The organism is Sulfuriroseicoccus oceanibius (assembly GCF_010681825.2).
Taxonomy (GTDB): Bacteria; Verrucomicrobiota; Verrucomicrobiia; order Verrucomicrobiales; family SLCJ01; genus Sulfuriroseicoccus; species Sulfuriroseicoccus oceanibius.
The window spans coordinates 572,582-590,226 of sequence record NZ_CP066776.1; the positions used below are offsets into that span (position 1 = coordinate 572,582).

General features: G+C 60.3%; 8 protein-coding genes. 5 read left to right on the forward strand and 3 right to left on the reverse strand.

Features of this window, described 5'->3' with window-relative positions:
• Window positions 1-194: 194 nt before the first annotated feature.
• Window positions 195-6,527 carry a hypothetical protein gene (locus G3M56_RS02265; protein WP_164365538.1) on the forward strand — a complete coding sequence of 2,111 codons (6,333 nt, stop codon included), beginning with the start codon at window positions 195-197 and terminating at the stop codon, window positions 6,525-6,527.
• Between the two features lie 419 nt (window positions 6,528-6,946).
• Here G3M56_RS02265 and G3M56_RS02270 read toward each other — a convergent pair whose 3' ends face one another.
• Window positions 6,947-7,588: a YdcF family protein gene (locus G3M56_RS02270; protein WP_164365537.1), complete on the reverse strand. Its 642-nt coding sequence runs from the start codon at window positions 7,586-7,588 to the stop codon at window positions 6,947-6,949.
• Window positions 7,589-8,130: 542 nt separating this feature from the next.
• Here G3M56_RS02270 and G3M56_RS02275 point away from each other — a divergent pair.
• A complete protein-coding gene (locus tag G3M56_RS02275; protein ID WP_164365536.1) occupies window positions 8,131-9,417 on the forward strand; it encodes an SHD1 domain-containing protein in 1,287 nt (428 codons plus the stop codon).
• 1,109 nt (window positions 9,418-10,526) lie between these two features.
• Here G3M56_RS02275 and G3M56_RS02280 read toward each other — a convergent pair.
• Window positions 10,527-13,322, reverse strand: coding sequence for a phosphoenolpyruvate carboxylase (locus tag G3M56_RS02280; RefSeq protein WP_164365535.1), 2,796 nt, complete (start codon window positions 13,320-13,322; stop codon window positions 10,527-10,529).
• 245 nt (window positions 13,323-13,567) lie between these two features.
• Window positions 13,568-14,560 (reverse strand): porphobilinogen synthase, encoded by a 993-nt coding sequence (gene hemB, locus G3M56_RS02285; RefSeq protein WP_164365534.1) that lies wholly within the window; start codon window positions 14,558-14,560, stop codon window positions 13,568-13,570.
• Window positions 14,561-14,706: 146 nt separating this feature from the next.
• On the opposite strand from hemB, the gene G3M56_RS02290 reads away from it, so the two are divergent.
• From G3M56_RS02290 to cysD, 3 genes are all read left to right on the forward strand, one after another.
• On the forward strand, window positions 14,707-15,750 hold the full coding sequence (locus G3M56_RS02290; RefSeq protein WP_164365533.1) for a DUF481 domain-containing protein: 1,044 nt from the start codon (window positions 14,707-14,709) through the stop codon (window positions 15,748-15,750).
• 100 nt (window positions 15,751-15,850) lie between these two features.
• Entirely contained in the window at window positions 15,851-16,474 is a 624-nt protein-coding gene (cysC, locus tag G3M56_RS02295) for an adenylyl-sulfate kinase (RefSeq protein ID WP_164365532.1), read from the forward strand.
• Window positions 16,475-16,704: 230 nt separating this feature from the next.
• Window positions 16,705-17,610, forward strand: coding sequence for a sulfate adenylyltransferase subunit CysD (gene cysD / locus G3M56_RS02300; RefSeq protein WP_164365531.1), 906 nt, complete (start codon window positions 16,705-16,707; stop codon window positions 17,608-17,610).
• Window positions 17,611-17,645: the final 35 nt, after the last annotated feature.

Sequence of the window (17,645 nt, forward strand, 5' to 3'; positions counted from 1 at the left end):
AACGAGTGAGGAATAACAACCGAAAGTGCTTCGGTTCTTGTCATGTGGGTGCGGCTGGGGGCACGATCATCGGGCTCGTGCTGCGGGGAGAAAAACTTCCAAGGATTCTGGAGGTGGTGTGTCACACCCATTGCCGGCGGCGCGTGGATGCGTTGCCGCTGCTGTGATTTTCCGATTCACCAACTCCCAAAGCTATGAAATCCGTCCGATCCGTTGCCTCGTCCTGTCTTGCTCTTTCCGCGCTTCTATCCGCTGCGCCGCCGTTGTTGGCGAATGAAGTTCCCGCAGTGGAATCCTACGTGCTGGCGACCGACCGCGAGGCGGAGTTGGCCAAGCTGGTGCCGGGGACGGTCGATTACTACCGGCTGCATTTGATCCATTTTGAGAACACCGGGCAGTGGGGAAAGCAGGAGGCAATGATCGCCGACATGCGGGCGCAGATGAAGCGGGGCGCGCTGAGCGGGATCGGCGAAAGCGAACTGCAAACGTTTGAGCTGCGCCGGGCGGTGATGCGGTTCCAGGACGATACCGCGGCGTCGGGGGCGTCGATCGCGCGCATCCTCGGGCTGAGCTTGAGCCATTCCCAGCCGCTGCGGGAGAACGAGCAATCGCTGCCGAGTGCGTTGCATGGTGGGGTTTTCGAGCGCCGCCAGTGGTTGCGCAGTGCGTTGAAGGCATCGGGTAACTCGCTCCGCAATGTCAGCGACCATCAATTGCCGTATCTGCTGAGCGAGCGGATCCAGCTTACGGCCGAGCAGCGTGAGCAGTTTTTGCGTCGCTACCAGAATGCGCAGTCTCCGGGCGTGGTGGACCTGGTGGTCGCGCATTTCACTGACAAGCGGACGGCGTCGTGGGGTGAGTTTGAGATTCACCAGTTCCTGACGCTGGAGCAGATGGATAAAGTGCGGAAGCGGGTGACGCGGCTGCGTGACGATTCGCGCTTCACTGCGGCCTATCTGTCCAAATTGATGCCGGGCGACGACGTCGAGCTGTGGGTGGATCGGGACGAGACGATGGCGTACCTTGAGCGGGTGTGGGCGTACGTTTCCACCCTGCCGGAGAACCAGAATGCGTTGCGCGGGCAGGTGCTCTACCGCTTGCTCGAGTGGGAGCGGATGACCGGGCGTGTGAACCGTGAGCACTTGCAGGAGTACCTGAAGCTGCCGCGGCCAGTGGCTTACCAGACCCGTGAACTGCGTCGTAACCGCCAGCCGATGACCTTTGGCAATGAGTTCACTCAGATTTCCGGCGTGCGCCAGATCCTGCCTCCGGTCGAGGAGGAACTCGTGCGCGAGCTGGTCATGGACCAACTGGTGGCGGATGGCAATGACGCCGCATTCCGTGGATTGATCCTGGAAAAGACACTCCAGCAGTGGCTGGCCGAGGCGATGATCGTGGCGGGCAAGGGCGAGCGGGACCGCTGGTCGCGGGTGCTCGGGCCGGATCAGTTCACCGCGCTGCGAGATCGAGTCGACATCGACTTTGCTCCGACCAACCCGGCGAGGTTTGCAGTGGACGAGCCGGTGTCGCTGGAAGTGATGACGAAAAATGCCGGCGCGATGGAGGTGAAGATTTACCAGATCAACACGCTGGCATTCCACGAGCAGAATGCGGGTGAGATCGATGGTACGCTGGACCTCGATGGCCTGGTGGCAAACCACAGCCGCGTGATCGAAACCGGTGACAATCCGTTTGTGCGCAAGCCGCTGCGGGTCGAGCTGCCCGAGATCGACGGGCGCGGGGTGTGGGTGGTTGAGATGATCGGCAATGGCCGCAGCAACCGTGCGATCGTGCGCCGTGGCGACTTACGGGTGGTCACCCAGCCGCATCCGCTGGGCCAGCAGGCATTGGTTTTAGACGAGTCCGGAAAACCTTTTGCCGGCGCGGAGGTGCGGCTCGGCGGGCATGTCTTCCCGGCCGATGAGAACGGGCTTTGTGTGTTGCCGTTTTCCGAGAACGAGGAGGCGCTGGATGTCGTCCTGCACGACCCGATGAGCGGGCTGGCGCGTCCGGCGAAGGTGGATGCCGTGCGGGAAGAGTATGTGTTGGACGTCAGTCACGTGGTGCCGAGGGAATCGCTGATTGCGGGCAAGGAAACGACGCTGGCTGTGCGGTGGACGGCGTTGCTCAATGGTCAGCCGGTGAACCCGGAGCAACTGGTGCGGCCGAAGCTCAGCTTGCGCTTGGTCGATGCCGATGGTGTGGCGTCGGTGAAGCGGGTGCCGGTGGAGTCGTTGCAGTTCTACCGCGACCTGACGATCGACTTTGTCGTGCCGGAGCGCTTGGTTTCGTTGGAGGTCGTGTTGAGCGCGGAGGTGGAGCAGGTGCGCACCGGGGAGATGGTGACGTTGGAGGCCCGGAGCCATCAGGAAGTGAACGACGGAGCCGCCACCGATGCCGAGGGCTTTGTTTATTGGTTGCCAACTGAGAAAGGGCTGGTGGCCGAGCTGCGCGGACGCAATGGCGAACTGCTCGCCGGACACGATGTGCGGGTGAGCGTGCGCGATGAGCAGTTCCAGGCGGTGGGCAATCAACTGATGCGCAGCGACGAACGCGGGCGGGTGATGCTCGGCGGTGTCCCGCGGTGGGCGGTGGTGGAAATCAGCGGGGCGGGGCGCGGTAAGGACATGGTTTCCTCGCGAGCGGTCCAGCGGTTTGTCCAATCCAACGACGACCGAGTGATGCTCGGCGTGGACGGGGTGACGCTCAAGGCGGGTGAGGCGCGGGCGGTGCCGATGACAGTGACCGCTGCGGATCTCGAGCAGCGGCGGGTGAGTCTGGTGGAAATCCGGCGCGGTGCGGTGGTGCGTGATGTGACCGACCAATTGACGCTGACTGATGGCGGCTTGGTGATTGGCAGCGGGCTTGCGGCGGGATCGTACGAGCTCCGCACTGAGAGCGATCAGTTCGCCGTGGAAGTGGTGGACGGCGACTGGCACGGGCTGTGGTTGTTGGGCGAACGCATCGCGGTGCGTGACCCGCACCAGACCCTGCCGCGCCTGACCCAGGCGGAGGTGGCCGGCGATGCGGTGAAGGTGCAAGTGGCCGATGCTTCGGACCGCACCCGGCTTTATGTGGTGGCGTCGCGCTACCGATCCGACCAGCTGCGGCGGCCAGGCATGGGGATTTTCCCGATGAATTTCGACCAATTGGTGACGTCGTTCCGCGGTGCGCCGACGACGGATCTGCTGGGTGGGCGCCGCATCAGTGACGAATACCGCTACGTGCTCGAGCGGCGGTTGGCGAAGCACTTCCCGGGCAACCTGTTGGGACGCCCTGAATTGATCCTCAATCCATGGGACGTGGACCAGGCATCGGCGAAGGACCGTAACTTCAAGCCGGGGGATGATCTGAAGAAGGGGGCGGCGAAACCTCTGATGTCCCGTCGACGAAACAAATTAGATAGGGGCCGAGTCAGCTATGATGCCTTTTCCAGCGAGGCTTCGGTGATCGCGCACCCGGTGTACGATTTCCTCGCCGACCAGCCGGGCTTCCTCATCAGCGTGCCGTTGGACGAGAATGGCGGGGCGTCGATCAATTTGAAGAACCTGCCGGAGGGGCGCGATGCCCTGCGGATCGTCGTGGTGGACGATGGCGTGGTGATCGACCGCAACCTGGTGACCGGCGATGCCGCCGAGCCCGCGCTGTGCGACCGCAGGACCCAGCCGGTGAAGGACGCCAGTCTGGCTCTGGCGTTGGAGGACTCGGTGACGGCGGTGCCCGCGGGTGGGACGCTCGAGTTGCAAAAACAAGAGGGCACACGGGTGGCGAGGATTGCCACGGTGGACGACTTGGCTGGGTTCTTTGACTCGGTCGGCGATCTGCCGGACTGGCGGAAGTTCAGCTTTGTCCGCAATTGGCAGAAGCTGGGCGATGACGATAAACGCGAGCGCTACGATGACTTCGCCTGCCATGGATTGCATCTCTTCCTGGCGAAGTACGATCCTGAGTTCTTCAACGCTGTGGTGAAGCCGGGCTTGGAAAGCAAGCTGGAGAAGTCGTTGGTGGACGAGTTCCTGCTGGGGCGTGATCTGACGGGGTATTTGGCACCGCAGGTTTACCAAACTCTCAACGCGCTTGAGTTGGCGTTGTTGGCGCGCGGGTTGCCGCAGGGCGCGGATCGCGACAGCGTGGCCGCGGATCTGGCGACGCGGGCGTCGATGTTGCCACCGAACCCAGTGGAGCGCACCGAATGGGTGCTCACCGCATTGGGGACGTCGATGGGCGGCGCGGAAGGGGATCCTTTCGCCTCGGACAAGAGCGAGGAGCCCGAGGTGGCCGCCGGAGGAGGTAGCTTTGGTAGGAGGGAAGGGGTGCTCGGGTTTTCCATGATGGATGAGGATTCGTTCGCCGACAATCGGGACGCACCCGCCGCACCGTCGGCCGCGTTGGAGCCGCAACCCGAGGGGATGGACATCATGAAGGAAAAACAGCGCCAGCTCTATCGCGAGCTTGGGCTGACCAAGATCTACGCCGAGTCCAATTACTACCGTGTCCGCAGGGCGGCGCAGGGCCCCGGATTGATCCCGGTCAATCCATTCTGGGCGGCGCTGGGTGCGTGGGACGGCGACGCGGCATTCGCGAGCTCGGAGATCGTGCGCCAGCCGGTGAATGTGTCCGAAGCGCTGGCCATGCTGGCATTCTCCGGGCTGCCGCTTGAGGCGGAGGAAGCCGAAGTGGAGTCCTCCGATACGGCGAGCAAGCTGACCGCGAAGTCGCCGCTGATTGTGGTGTCGCGCCAGACTGTTCCGGCGAAAAAGCAGGACGCCCAGGCGGGTCAGATGATCTGGATGGACCATCAGGTCTTTCGTGCTGACGACCGGTTCGTGATTGTGAACGGCCAGCGCGAGCCAAAGGCGGTGGGGGATACCCTGGAGACCGGGATTGCGTATGGCATGACGGTTTCGCCGATGAACATGAGCGGCCGCGATCTGGTGGTGGACCTGCATTCGGTGATCCCGAGTGGTGCGGTTCCATTGCAGAATGGCCAGGCGATGATCGGAGGCAGTCTGTTCCTCGGGCATTTTGAATCGACCACGAGGGAGGTGCAGTTCTACTTCCCGGAGGCGGGAACGTTCACGATGCCGGCTGCGCAGGTCACCAGTGACGGGGTGTTGTTGGTGTCGAGTGCGCCGCGCACATTCGAGGTGGTGGAAAAGATCGACCAGGTCGACAAGACGAGCTGGCCGTGGATCGCGGCGTACGGCTCGAATGCGGAGGTGCTGGAGTTCCTCAAGAACGAGAACTTACACGTGGTAGGATTGCCGGCGGTGGCTTGGCGGATGAAAGACAAAGCGTTCTTCAAACAAGTGACGGATTTGTTGCGTAGCCGCCGCATGTTTGACGCGCAGCTGTGGGCGTACGGCGTGAAGCATGGTGACGTGGTGACGACCGGTGAGTTGTTGTCGATGAACCAGCGGGCGAGCCAAATGTTCTATCCGTTCCTGGATTCGGATGTGGTGGACTACGACCCTATTGAACGCGGGCAGTTCGAGCATCTGGACTTCCGGCCGTTTGTGAATGCACGGGCGCACCAACTCGGTGGCAAGGCGTGGATCGGTAACGACAAGATGCATGGCCAGTACACCAGAATGTTGGAGATCCTGGCGCGCAAAGCGGAGTTCGATGCGGGTGACCGCCTGAGGGTGAGCTACTATTTGCTGATGCAGGACCGCATCGACGAAGGGCTCACGTGGTTTGACTCGATCGACCGCGACGCGGTGGATGCGAAGATGCAGTACGATTACCTGGCATGTTATGCGGCGTTCTTCCGCAGCGAGCCGGAGCAGGCGAAGGCGATTGCATCGCACTACGCCGGGACTGCAGGCGACCACTGGCGGGATAAGTTCGCCCAGGTGGTGGCTCAGGCCGATGAAATTGCTTCCGGCGTGACGGCCGAGGGGGCTGGGGATTCGCGCGAAGCAACCCACGAACGCGAAGCGAGCGCCGAAGTGACGCTGGCTTTGCGCCAGGCCGGACCGGGGGCGCTGGAGTTGCGCCACGCGAATGCGGACACGGTGGAGCTGGCATTCTATGAGGTGGATCTGGAGTTGTTGTTCAGTCGTACGCCGTTCCTGAACGCGGACAGCGATCGTTTCCGCATCGTCCAGCCAACGCAGACGATGGATGTGAAACTGAACCAGGCATCTGGCGAGTCGACTCTTGCGATCCCGGATGCGCTGAAAGGGCGCAACCTCCTGGTAGAAGTGCGGGCCGGCGGGAAGTCGGTGCACGCCATGGTTTCCGACCACCGGATGAATGTCGCCGTCGCCGAAAACTATGGATTGGTAACGGTTCGCGGACAGCAGAACGGCAAGCCGGTGCCTGCGGCTTATGTCAAAGTCTACGCCCGGATGAAGAACGGTCAGGTGGAGTTCTACAAAGACGGTTACACCGATCTGCGCGGTAAGTTCGACTACAGCAGTCTCAATGAGGACAAGCTTCCCGGGGTTGAGCGGTTTGCCTTGCTGATCGCCGACGATGAACTAGGCACTACGATCCGCGAAGTGGCGCCACCGGCGAGGTAGGCTGGAGATTGCACATCACGCCGCCGTCCATGGGCAATGGGCGGCGGCCACAGATGGGCACAGATCCTCACAGATGAATTGGTTTGTCGGGGGATCCTGATCGGTATCGGTATCCCAATCGATGGTTAAGGATAACGAAGAGGATAAAGATAAGGAGTGGGATGCTTTAGGCGAAGCGGAGGCCTTCAGGTAGGCCGGAGTCTCTCAAGCAGAAATGAGCTCCCTGTTCATTCGATCGGTCATTGGGGATAACCCGGTTCGCAATAAGTGATCAACGCACCGCGGCACCAACCAACTCCGCCGATCCCGCTCCCTGCATGGGAGCCGCAAACCAGCCCGGGGTGAACGGAGCCTCCGGCGACGCCACCCTGGGAAACCAGGCATCACATGCATCGCACCCTGAAGGGGTGCTGGACGAATCAGATCAAATGCGCGCTGTAGCCGGCGGCGACGAGATTTTGGTAGGCGGCCCGGGAATCGGGGGGTATGGGTTGTTCGCTGGCGAATCCTTTGGCGGGGTATTCGACGATGCGTTGGAAGTCGCCGACCATGGCGGCGATGACGACATCCTGTGGTAGGTCATCGGTGCAGTAGGCGTCGAACGGCAGGGGTGGGGACGACGCGATGGCATTGAGCTCAGGCCATTGGACGTCGAGCGCGGCTATGGTACGGCGCTCCATGTAGGGCTTTTGAACGACGATGGCGTTGTCGACTGTGAGGTTCCGGTCCGCGAGTAGCTCGCGGCTGAAGCGGATGTTTTCTCCCGTGTTAGTCGCGCGGTTCTCGATCAGGATGGCGGATTCTGGAACTCCGGCGGCAAGAGCTACCGCAGCCATGGCCTCGGCTTCGGTCTGGTCCCAATGGCCGGTCATGCGGCCGCGGGCACCGGAGAAAAGCAACCAGGGGGCGAGTCCGTCCATGACGAGGCGGGCGGCATGTTCCGCCACCCGCAGGTCGTTGCTACCAAAGACGAGTACCGCGTCGGCGGGGGAGACTGTGTGGTTCAGCTGGTGGTAGGCCCAAAGGGATTCCACGCTGGCTTTAAGTTCCGGGGCAAGCATGGAGGCAGCGTAGCCGGAGTGTGGTGGGAATCGATGCGAAAATCGGGCGTGGTACTGGTCGCATTACCCGACAAACAAATGTGTCATTTTCGGTGCTTGTGAATTACTCCCTACTTTTTTAATAAAAAAGCATTGCCTGATTATCACGGGCTCTATAACAACATTGATCTGTCTACATTGTAAGCGTGCGTTAGGAGAGCTTTTTCTTCAAACGTGATTCGGAATCCGGGGGGATTCACACAGAACGAATCAACTTATGATAGCGACATTAGAGACGATGGACCGGGCATCTTTACCGATGCCCGTCCAGGGCCGTCTGCTGGGCAGGGGTTGTTGCGGCAGGCGGCTTTTTTTGCTCCGGCGGTTGTATTACCGCCGGAGCAAATTTGTTTCTGAGGCGGGCACCGCTGTCGCGAGATCTAAGGTTTCACGCAGAGACGCCAAGACGCTAAGGCCCTACCACGTCAGCGCCGGTGCCGACTACCATGGGAGATTCATAGCTTCAAATTTGTGAGCACACCGCTCCCCTAATAACGGGAATCATGCACGTTGACCTCACGAGGCGGGTGTCTAACTTACAGCTCCAATTTCCAGATGATGCCCCCATGCTAAAACGACTTCTTCTCCAAATCTCGGTTTTCGTCCTCCTCTGCACGAACATTCACGGTCAAACCCGGACTTGGACAGAGGAGAGCACGGGACGAACAATCACTGCCACATTGGTGGAGAGAAATGGAGACTCTGTCGTGCTTAGAAACCTAAACGGCAAAAGGTTCACCGTTGCGATAGAGCGTTTTACCAAAGCGGATCAGACCTACATCGATGAAGCATCCGCCAAAGAAGACAAAGTTGAGCATCAGGCGGCTTCCGACAGGGGCAATCGATTGAAGCCGTCCCCAAAACCAGTCAATGTCGGCGGATTGAAACTGAAGGCTGAGCTCCTTGATGCGGGGCCGCCAATCACCAGTGACGACGCCTTTGGAGAACTCACACAGATCCTCGCCGTGAAAGATCAAGTCGTGGTCGGAGGAAAGGACGGTACCATCACTGGATTCAAGACAAACGAAGGAGCCAGCCTCCAAGTCAATCGAGCATTTGGAGACTCGGGTGTGATCGAAACCGGCTCTGAAGTGGAGCGTTTGCTCCGTATTACCGACAACCAGGTTGCTGCCAGACTTCGCTCTGGCAAGGGCCTTTTGATCGAGAGCGGACAGATCAAATCAGATATAGCAACTCCAAACGAATCTACCTCACTCGATCGAAGCGGCACATGGGGCGTTTCAGTGGAGACCGGATCGAGTAGTGCGAAGGGATTCAGCCGCGTTAGCATGCTAAGTTTCAACAGTGGTGAATTGGAAAAGACCCACTGGATCACCTCAAAAGATCCAAGCGCAGTTCCCGCAGGGTACACGATGAAGAATGCGTCCTGTGCCGCTGTGATCGGGGGGGACATCTGGATTGCCGGACTAAACGAGGAAGGTGTGCAAGAAATCGTATGTCTGGATCGCGATCGGAAGGTCCAGTTCAGACTCGGCAACAAGAACGCCTTTGCTTCCGACGGATTTGGAAATTTCACAGCGATCGAAGAGACGCCGCGGGGCGCGGTGGTTTTGGATTCTAATATGCGCGATCTGAAAGTCGTCTCCTTGGATGGTTCGGTTACCGCAGTTGTCGACGTCAAACCCTTCCTCGGTCTCTCCTATCCGTGGATCATCGATGCCTCCTACAACCCGTCCGACGGGTATCTCTACCTTCTGGTCGCGCAAGCCCGCGAGAAGTCAGAAGTTAGAGAGAACCTGATCTATCGGATTTCGGGCTTCGCAAAGTAGCGGAGAATTGCCCAGGGGGATCCCATCCCTGCTGTAAACCGTCCCTACGGGACGTCTCATGCTTGCACTCATATCCGGAGGTTGAAACCTCCGGCTAACCGGTAACCTGTCGCTTCGCGACGACCTCAATCACGTTGCATCCTAGCAACCAAAGCCGTTGCGGGAGCCCAATCCCCATCGCTGAAAACAAAAGCGAGAAATGGCACCCGTTGAATACCATTGGAACGGTTAAATTGGCGGAATTGCGGAGAGCTTTTTCGAGTGAGGCAAAGCACGAACCGCGATACTACCGGGCTACCTGAGCGGTGAGCGACAACGCCCCATCGCAGCGCGATGACTTACTGGTTAGCCAGCGGATTCATCCGCTGGTGCGGCCACTCCAAGCTACTCGCGCCGGAGGTGCGGTTTACCTCGGTGATCCCGCCCCCCCCTGTAAACCGTCCAAACGGGACGCCTCATGCTTGCACTCATATCCGGAGGTTGAAACCTCCGGCTAACCGGTAACCTGTCGCTTCGCGACGACCTCAATCACGTTGCATCCTGGCAACCAAAGCCGTTGCGGGAGCCCAATCCCCATCGCTGAAAACAAAAGCGAGAAATGGCACCCGTTGAATACCATTTGAACGGTCAAATTGGCGGAATTGCGGAGAGATTCTTCGAGTGAGGCAAGGCACGAACCGCGATACTACCGGGTTACCTGAGCGGTGAGCGACAACGCCCCATCGCAGCGCGATGACTTACTGGTTAGCCAGCGGATTCATCCGCTGGTGCGGCCACTCCAAGCTACTCGCGCCGGAGGTGCGGTTTACCTCGGTGATCCCGCCCCCCTGTAAACCGTCCAAACGGGACGCCTCATGCTTGCATTCATATCCGGAGGTTGAAACCTCCGGCTAACCGGTCATCTGTCGCTACGCGACGGCCTCGATTACTCGGAGTTGTCCTCTGGCGACCAAAGTCGTCGTTACGGGTTCCCAATCTCCAACGGTTGCGACCAGGGGGCGTGCAGCGTGTATTGCTCGTTGAGCGGGAGAGATAAGAGCCACAAAAAAGCCGCCTGCCGGCCGATGAGGATCGGCTGGCAGGCGGCTGGATTTGATTTGTGTTGCTGATCAACCGGTGGTGCGCAGGCCGGAGGAGATCGCGTTGATGGAGATCTGCAGCTGCGAGAGCACTTGTTCGGCGCGCTTGGTGGCCTCAGGTGAGTTGTCCGCTTTGAGCGAGCGCCATTCGCGCAGCAGTTCGATCTGCTGGAGGTGGAGCACGCGCAGTGGAGCCTCACGGATTTCGAGGGTTTTCATCAAGCGTGGGCGACGGCTTTGCATGTCGCTCTGGAAGATGTCGGTCAGGTGCTGGGTGGCGAGTCGGTGCTCGTCCAGGATCATGCCGAGGAACTTGTTACGCACGGCTTCGTCGCCGACGAGTGACGCGTAGCCGGTCATGAGTTCTTCGTTGGCTGATGCCAGCGAGCCTTCGACGTTGGTCAGCACGTAGCGGGCGAAGACCGACTGGCGAGCCTGCTCGGCGAACTTGGCGTAGCCTTCCGGGTTTTCCTTCGACAAGCGCTCAAGAGCGGAGCCGATTCCGTACCAGCCCGGCAGGAAGAAGCGGGCCTGGGTCCAGGAGAACACCCATGGGATGGCGCGCAAGTCTTCCAGCGATGCCTGACCGGTACGACGTGCCGGACGGCTGCCGATACGCGAGTGCTCGAGGGCGTCGATCGGCGTGGCTTCGCGGTAGAAGGTCATGAAGCCGGGTTCGTGGAGGAACGCTTTGTAGGCCTCGCGGCTGAAGTTGGTGAGTTGCTCCATCAAGTCGGCATCCACCGTGAACTCCGACTTGGCCTCGGCCGAGGCGGCGCGGTGGTTGGCGGTGGTGTGGGTGAGCGACGAGGCGAGCACCTCGAGGTTGTGGGAGGCCGGTCCGAGGTGGGCGTACTTCTGGGCGATGGTCTCGCCTTGCTCCGTGACACGGAAGCTGCCGCTGAGCGCACCGACGGGCAGGGCGCCGAGGAACCAGTTGATTGGGCCCGCGCCGCGTCCGACGGTTCCGCCACGGCCGTGGAAGAACGTGATGTCAACGCCGTGGTTCTCACCGATATTGGTGAGTTCGCGCTGGGCTTTGTGCAGTGCCCACTGGCTTGAGAGGATGCCGCAGTCCTTGTTGGAGTCCGAGTAGCCGAGCATGATCTGCATCGCGGCGCGGCGCACGCGGTGGGCGCTGATGGCGCTGAGGCTGCGCTGGGTCATCGGGTGCGAGAGGAACTCGTCGACGATGCCTGGTGCGTTGGTGAGGTCGTCGATGGTTTCGAACAACGGCACGATTTGCTGGCCCATGGTGAGGCCGTCTTCGGTGACCTCACAGAGACCGGCTTCGCGGCAGAGTGTGTAGACGACGAGGAGGTCGGACACTTGGCGGGTCATCGAGACGATGAGCGCGCCGAGCCCGTCGCGGCCGAAGTGTTTGACGTGTTTTGCCACCACGCGGTAGCAGTCGAGCACGGCGTCGGCTTCCGGGCCGGCGGACGTTCCTGCGGTGAGGAAAGGGCGAGGCGACTGGAGTTCCTGGTTGAGGAAGTCGATGCGCTGTTGTTCCGGCCAGCTTGCGAAGTTGGCACCGTCTTCTACACCGGCGAGCGTGAGCAGTTGGCTCATGGCGGTGTCGTGGAAGGCGGAGTTCTGGCGGATGTCGATTTTTGCCAGGTGGAAGCCGAAGGTGTCGATCGCGCGCAGGGTTGGGGCGAGGACTTCTTCGGCGAGAGGACCGGCTCCGACTTCGATCAGCGAATCACGCAGCAGTTCCACGTCGGCGAGCAGTTGCTCGACGTCGGTGTAGGCAGCGGCGTCGGTTGGCGAGTTGGCTGTGATGCGGAGTTTTTCTTCGACGAGCAGGGCGAACGCACGCCATGGATCGTCCGCGTTTTTGGTGAAGATCTCTTTGATCTCGGAGACGCGTGATTCGCTGTCGAGGGTCCGCGCGAAACGGGTGAGCCCGTCGGCCAGCGAGTCCGGCACTTTTTGGAAGTACTTGCTCAGTGGCAGGTTGAATGCGACCTCGGCCATGGCGTCGGCGTGCATTTCCACTGCGTTGCGGCGGAGTTCGACGAGTACCTCGGCGGTGACATCGCTGGTGACAAATGGGTGGCCGTCGCGGTCACCACCGATCCACGTTCCAAAGTGGAACTGCGGGTATGGGCGCTCGCGGTCGAAGAGCTCCATGTCGAGACCGGCGTCGAGCCAAGCGCTGCGCAGGTTCTGGTTGCCGCGCTCAACGGCGATCGGGAATACATGACGCAGGTAGAAGAGCGCGTTGCGGAACTCCTGGGAAATCTGCGGACGGTGAACGTGGATCTCACCGGTGCGCCAGAGGATTTCGAGTTCGTTGACGATCTGGTCGCGCAGGCGTGTGTTTTCGCGATCGGTGAGACCGTGGCGTTCGCGCTTGCGCACGAGGTGGTAGATCTGGCGGTGGCGTTCGCGCACGGTCGAGCGCTTGGCCTCGGTTGGGTGGGCGGTGAGGACGGGCTCGATGCGGACGCGCTTCAGAGCGGCGATGATTTCGTCCTGGCTGCGGCCTTCCTCGAGCATTTTCTTGAGGGCTTCCGACCATGACCCGCGGGCGGCGGAGGCGCCGTGGTCGATGACCTGTTGGCGGCGCACGCGCGATCCGACGCGGTCCTCGACGATGTTGAGGAGCTGGAAGGCGATCGAGTAGGACTGGCCTACCGAGGCTGGATCCTGTTTGGTGGTCGACTCGGATTGGTTGTCGGATTTCCAGGGCAGGAAATTGGCGACATCACCTGCGTCGATGCGATCCAGTACGTCGCGGAAGCAGTCGATGAGGAAGTCGAGCTCGATGTCGATCATCGAGAAGCTGGTCAATTTGGCTGTATCTAGGCTGTCAGTCATGGGTCTGTGAAAGTGGGAATGGGAGGAATGTGCGTGTGCGCTTATACCATTTAAACGGTCACCTTGTCGGAACCGATGGGAATTGGAATGGTGGGAGATAGTGTGAAGAAAGTGATCTTGGCGGGATCTTTTTGAGTGATGCGGTGTTGCTCACAGCTCAGGTAGCTCGCTAGCATCGGGGTTCGCGCCTTGCCTCACTCGAAAAAGCTCTCCGCCATTCCGCCAATTTGACCGCTCAAATGGTATTAGTCATTACGCAGCCAACCGGCGGCCTGCTTGGCAAAGTAAGTGAGGATGAAATCGGCACCGGCGCGTTTGATGGCGGTGAGCGATTCGAGCACGGCGGCCTGTTCGTCGATCCAGCCGGCATCGGCGGCGGATTTGAGCATCAAGTACTCGCCGCTGACTTGGTAGGCGGCGAGTGGCAAAACCGTTGCCTCGCGCACGGCGGAGATGACGTCGAGGTAGGCTCCGGCGGGTTTGACCATCACCATGTCGGCGCCCTCTTCTTCGTCGAGGACGACTTCGCGCAGGGCTTCGCGGCGGTTGGCCGGATCCATCTGGTAGGTCTTTTTGTCGCCTTCTTTTGGTGCGGAATCGAGTGCGCCGCGGAATGGTCCGTAGAATGCAGACGCGTACTTCACCGAGTACGAGAGGACGGATACGTTTTCGAAGCCTTCTTCGTCGAGCACCGCACGGATTTCGCCGATACGGCCGTCCATCATATCACTTGGCGAAACGATGTCGGCCCCGGCGCGGGCGTGGCAGAGCGCCTGCTCGCACAGGATGTCGACGGTTTCGTCGTTGAGGATGTGTTGGTTGCCGTGCTCGTCGGTGGTGACGATGCCGTCGTGGCCGTCGGAGTTGTAGGGGTCGAGCGCGATGTCGGTGATCACGGTGAGCGCTGGCACTGCGGCCTTTAGAGCGCGAACCGCCCGTGGCACCAAGCCGTCGTCGTTGTAGCACTCGTCACCTTTTGGTGATTTCTGCTCGTCCGGGATTTTCGGGAAAAGCACGACTGCCGGGATGCCGAGCTCGAATGCCTGTTTGGCTTCTTCGACCAAGCCGTCGAGAGACCAGCGGGTGACGCCCGGCATTGAGTCGATTGGCGTGTTTTCGGCATCTTCGTGGAGGAAGAGCGGCAGCACGAAGTCAGCCGGGCTAAGTGAATTTTCACGCACCAGCGAGCGGATGGCTGGTGATTTACGGTTCCTGCGTGGGCGATGTCCGAGGTTCATGGAAAGATTGGGCTGATTCAGGCGTCTATTGCCCGAACATAGCAGAGGGAACCCTTGTCTCAACTGAAGACGCTTGATTGCCCTATGGGTGATTCTCTGCATTGTGCCGCCTCGCTATGGACCGTCCGCACTCTTCTTACTTATTGATGGCAGTTGTTCTGCTCGCCGCGGTGGTCTGCGGTGGGCGTGCGAGTGCGCAGTTCATGCCCAACCCGGAAGTGGAGGCGCTTTTGCGTGAGAATGCGCGTCTGCGGGAGGAGGTATTCCGTCTGCGGCTGGAGCTGAACCGCCGTCACTTGAGCAAGCGGGTGGTCGAGCATGCGCAAGAAAAGCCGGATCCTCGCGACGAAACACAGGAGGTCCCTGATCCGGACGATGTGGAAGAGCAACTCGAGGCGTTCACCGAGGAGCGGATCGTCGATCATGCCTCTGCGGATCATTCCACCGCGAACCCGCGCCCAGAGGCGAGGAAGACGGAGGAGCTGGGTGATGAGGCGGTAGTGGAGGCGGAGGAATTGATCGAGCCGAAGAAGCCCAAGGCTCGGTGGTCGACCCGTGTGGCGGTTGGCGGTAACTTGACCGGTGGCAATGTCGACAGCTATCGGGTGAATGGAGACCTCCGTAGTACGCGCCAGTCAGAGAAGCACCGGACGTCGCTGGTGCTCAATGGTGACGTCGGTCAGAGCGAGGGGCGGCAGACATCCGAGCGGATGTTCTCGTCGGCGGATCATCGCAGTGACTTTACGCCGTATTGGTTCACGACATTTGGTGGAGGCTATCAGCGCAACCCATTGGCGGGCCTGGACCACCACGTGCGTGGATCGATCGGTATCGGGTATTACTTCTTCAAGAGCGAGCGGGTGGAGTGGGCACTGGATGTGGGGCCGGCGTATGTGTTCGAGCAGCGAGCTGGGTTTGATGACTCTCATAGGCCGAGCGCTCGTTTGGGCCAGGAGTTTGAGATTCGCATTCACGACCATCTGAAGTTCTTCCAGAATGCGGAGGTTCTGACATCGATCAACAATGGCAGCTATTGGCGGCTGCACAGTGAGGCGGGGATAGAAACCGACATCACCCGAAACCTGAGTCTGCGCTTCACCGGCCGCAACCGCTATGACGCCCAGCCGTCGGCAGAGCGCCGCAACAACGACTTCACGCTCGGCGCCTCGATGGTCATCCGCTTGGAATAGCCCGAGGGCGATCCACCGGTGACTGGTGGCCTGCGCCGCCACGACTGCGAACGGGAAATCGGCTCGACAATCACGGAGCGGGCGCGATGGTAGCAGCTCCATGAGCAGCAACGACCCGACCCAGGAAAATATTTTCTCAGAAAGCCACCGCATGGTCACCCGTGGTGAGCGTGAATCCGCTCTCGGCCAGAAGGGCGGCGTGTTTTGGTTCTACGGATTGTCCGGATCCGGCAAGTCGACCCTCGCCATCGCGCTGCAGCACCAGCTTCACCAGGCTGGCAAAACCGTCCAGGTGCTCGATGGGGACACTATTCGCACCGGGCTCAACAAAGACCTTGGATTCACCGATGACGACCGCCGCGAGAATATCCGCCGCATCGCAGAAGTGGCCAAGCTCTTCGCCAATGCGGGGATCATCACCTTGGTGTCGTTCATCACGCCGAAGCGCGAGCTGCGGGAGTCGGCCCGTGAGATCATCGGCGAGCAGGATTTCCACGAGATCTACGTCAAAGCCAGCTTCGAAGAGTGCGCCAAGCGCGACGTGAAAGGGCTTTATGCCAAAGCCGCAGCGGGTGGGGTGAAGCACTTCACCGGCAAGGATTCGGGCTTCGAAGAACCGGATGCAGGCGTTGCGAGTTTGGTAGTGGATACCGAAGGGCAGAGCTTTGCTGATTCCTTGGCGGAGCTCTCAGGATACGTGCTGCCGCGTGTGGACGCGCAGTGAGCGCGGCCGATCCGGAAGTGGGTAAGCACTTCAGCTCCAGTGCATGGGACAATGTCCGGCTTTGGTGGGGCAGTGGAAAGTATAAATCCTCACAAAACTACTCAAGTTTGTAAGGTTTTTGAGATTTCCTCTTGATGATGAGGGGAAAGCGCGTCAATGGTGCGGTGTTTTCCGAGCGCCGGACCGGATAATCTCCGCTGGGCGCGCCCAAGAATTACCACTGACATCCCATGCCAGACTATAGCCTGACCCACCTTAAACAGCTCGAGTCCGAGGCCATTTATGTGCTTCGCGAAACCGCGGCTCAGTTCCAGAATCCGGGCCTCCTTTTCTCCGGCGGCAAAGACTCGATCGTGATGGCCTACCTGGCCTACAAGGCGTTCCACCCGTCGCGTCTGCCATTCCCGCTTGTCCACGTCGACACCGGCCACAACTTTGATGAAACGATGGCGTACCGCGACAAGTTCGTGGCGGACATCAACGCCCGCCTGATTGTGGGATCGGTCCAGCAGTCGATCGACGAAGGGAAAGTGGTTGAAGAGAAGGGGATCAACGCCTCACGCAACTCGCTTCAGACCGTGACCTTGCTTGACACGATTGCCGAGCATCAGTTCGACGCCTGCCTGGGTGGTGGTCGTCGTGACGAGGAAAAGGCCCGCGCCAAAGAGCGCTTCTTCTCGCACCGCGACGACTTTGGTCAGTGGGACCCGAAGAACCAGCGTCCGGAGTTGTGGAACATTTTTAACGGCCGCAAGCACAACGGTGAGCACTTCCGTGTGTTCCCTCTCTCCAACTGGACCGAGATGGACATCTGGCAGTACATCAAGCTGGAGAACATCGAGCTGCCATCGCTCTACTTCGCTCACGAGCGGGAAGTGGTGAACCGCAACGGCAGCTGGCTCGCGGCGCACGAGTTCATCAACGTGCAGCCGGAAGAAAAGGTGGAGAAGAAGCTCGTCCGCTTCCGCACCATTGGTGACATCACCTGCACCGGCGCAGTGGAAAGCTCCGCCGCCACTCTCGACGACATCATCGCTGAAGTCGCCGCAGCCCGCCAGACCGAGCGCGGCACCCGCGCCGATGACAAGCGCTCCGAAACCGCCATGGAGGACCGCAAGAAGGAAGGATATTTCTAAGAGCCAAGATGCAAGAAGGAGAGAGGCAAGACTTC